Source organism: Pararcticibacter amylolyticus (assembly GCF_003130405.1).
Taxonomy (GTDB): domain Bacteria; phylum Bacteroidota; class Bacteroidia; order Sphingobacteriales; family Sphingobacteriaceae; genus Arcticibacter; species Arcticibacter amylolyticus.
Genome location: NZ_QEAS01000011.1, coordinates 169,883 through 171,980, shown reverse-complemented (window position 1 = coordinate 171,980; position 2,098 = coordinate 169,883). Strand labels below are relative to the sequence as shown.

6 protein-coding genes are annotated in these 2,098 nt (G+C 41.7%); all 6 read right to left on the bottom strand.

Features of this window, described 5'->3' with window-relative positions:
• Positions 1-54 precede the first annotated feature (54 nt).
• The 6 genes from rpsN to rpmC are packed head-to-tail and all read right to left on the bottom strand — an operon-like array spanning position 55 to position 2,092.
• Positions 55-324 (bottom strand): 30S ribosomal protein S14, encoded by a 270-nt coding sequence (gene rpsN / locus DDR33_RS14505; protein ID WP_109416522.1) that lies wholly within the window; start codon positions 322-324, stop codon positions 55-57.
• Positions 317-883, bottom strand: a complete 567-nt coding sequence (gene rplE / locus DDR33_RS14500) for a 50S ribosomal protein L5 (protein WP_109416521.1) — start codon at positions 881-883, stop codon at positions 317-319. The genes rpsN and rplE overlap by 8 nt, the downstream gene beginning before the upstream one ends.
• Complete coding sequence (gene rplX, locus DDR33_RS14495) at positions 880-1,224, bottom strand: 50S ribosomal protein L24 (protein ID WP_109416520.1); 345 nt, start codon at positions 1,222-1,224, stop codon at positions 880-882. Before rplX ends, rplE begins: the two co-directional genes overlap by 4 nt.
• Before the next feature lies 1 nt (position 1,225).
• Complete coding sequence (gene rplN / locus DDR33_RS14490) at positions 1,226-1,594, bottom strand: 50S ribosomal protein L14 (protein ID WP_109416519.1); 369 nt, start codon at positions 1,592-1,594, stop codon at positions 1,226-1,228.
• Positions 1,594-1,848, bottom strand: a complete 255-nt coding sequence (gene rpsQ, locus DDR33_RS14485; protein WP_109416518.1) for a 30S ribosomal protein S17 — start codon at positions 1,846-1,848, stop codon at positions 1,594-1,596. The genes rplN and rpsQ overlap by 1 nt, the downstream gene beginning before the upstream one ends.
• Positions 1,849-1,861: 13 nt before the next feature.
• Positions 1,862-2,092, bottom strand: coding sequence for a 50S ribosomal protein L29 (gene rpmC / locus DDR33_RS14480; RefSeq protein WP_109416517.1), 231 nt, complete (start codon positions 2,090-2,092; stop codon positions 1,862-1,864).
• Between the last annotated feature and the right edge of the window lie 6 nt (positions 2,093-2,098).

Sequence of the window (2,098 nt, the reverse complement as noted above, 5' to 3'; positions counted from 1 at the left end):
ATTTGTATACCAAAAAGGTATACAAATTACTACTCATAGCTTAAAACTCTTTTGTTACCAGCTTGCCTTCTTCACTCCGGGGATCTTACCGGCAAGTGCCATCTCACGGAAAGTAACACGGGAGATACCAAACTGCCTCATATATCCTCTCGGACGGCCGGTTAATTTACAACGATTGTGTAAACGTACCGGAGAAGCATTTTTAGGTAACTTATCTAGTTCAGCATAATTACCTTCAGCTTTCAAAGCAGCTCTTTTATCAGCATACTTGGCAACTAACCTGGCACGTTTAACTTCACGTGCTTTTACTCCTTCTTTAGCCATTATTTACTGTTTGATTTTTAAATGGTAAACCAAATTGCTTTAATAATTCCAGCGCTTCTACATCATTTTTCGCGGAAGTTACAAAGGTAATATCCATTCCCATAATTTTATTGATCTTGTCAATATTGATTTCAGGGAAAATGATCTGCTCAGATATACCCAAAGTATAGTTTCCATGTCCGTCAAAGCCCTTATCATTGATTCCTTTAAAATCACGGATACGGGGCAGAGCAACAGCGATCAAACGATCCAGGAATTCGTACATCTGGCTGTCGCGTAATGTTACACGAACACCTACTGGCATTCCCTTACGTAATTTGAAGTTAGAAATATCTTTCTTTGACTTCGCTGCAACTGCCTGCTGACCTGTAATGGTAGAAAGCTCGCTGATAGCAGTTTCAATTAATTTCTTGTCAGTAGTTGCAGCACCAACCCCCTGGTTGATAGCAATCTTCTGCAGCTTAGGGACCTGCATAACACTCTTATACTGAAATTTCTCTTTCAGAGCAGTGCGGATCTCCTCTTTGTATTTTGTCTTTAATCTTGGAACGTAACTCATTGCTTAATTTCCTCCCCGGATTTTTTAGCGATTCTTACTAATTTACCCTCAGCATTCTTCTGTCTGCCTACGCGGGTTGGTTTGCCGGTCTTAGGATCAACCACCATCAGGTTTGACACATGGATAGGGGCTTCCTTCTTAATAATACCACCATTAGGGTTCGCTGCATTAGGCTTCGTATGGCGTGATACCATGTTTGCACCTTCAACAACTACTCTGTTTTCCTTTAGCAGTACTTCTAAAACTTTGCCCTGCTTGCCTTTTGAGTCGCCGGCAATTACCTGAACCAAATCGCCCTTACGGATCTTCAGCTTAGACTGTACTTTCTTATTCTTTTCCATGTTACAATACCTCCGGTGCTAATGATACAATCTTCATAAATTGTTTTTCACGCAGCTCCCTTGCTACCGGACCAAAGATACGTGTACCACGTGGTTCGTCCTGATTATTTAATAATACTGCTGCGTTATCGTCGAAACGGATATAAGAGCCGTCCTTACGTCTGATTTCCTTCTTGGTTCTCACAACCACTGCCTTAGACACACTGCCCTTTTTCACGTTACCTGAAGGAATAGCGCTTTTCACGGTAACAACGATCTTATCACCAACTGAAGCATACCGCTTGCCGGTGCCGCCCAGAACACGGATCACTAAAACCTCTTTAGCGCCGCTGTTGTCTGCAACATTAAGTCTTGATTCCTGTTGTACCATTACTTAGCCCTTTCTAATATTTCAACTAATCTCCAGTTCTTGTTCTTACTCAGCGGACGAGTCTCCATAATCAACACGGTATCACCGATACCACAGGTGTTGCTTTCGTCATGAGCCATAAATTTGGTAGTCTTGTTCACAAACTTTCCGTAGATAGGGTGCTTTACCTTCCTTTCTACTGCAACTATGATAGACTTATCCATCTTGTTGCTAACTACCAACCCGATACGGGTCTTTCTTAATTTTCTTTCCATTTCGACTCTAAAATTATTCTGTTTCAGAAGCGGACTGTGGTGCAGCAGCAGCATCTGCCGCTTTACGCTTAGTCAATTCTGTATTCAAACGTGCGATATCTTTTCTCACCTTACTGATACGAGATGGATTCTCGATGGCAGAAACTGTATGCGCAAATTTTAATTTTGTGAGATTGGCCTTCTCTTCGCTGATGCGGGCTACAATCTCTTCAGTTGATAGCTCTAATATTTCTGAGGTTTTCATCTTTTA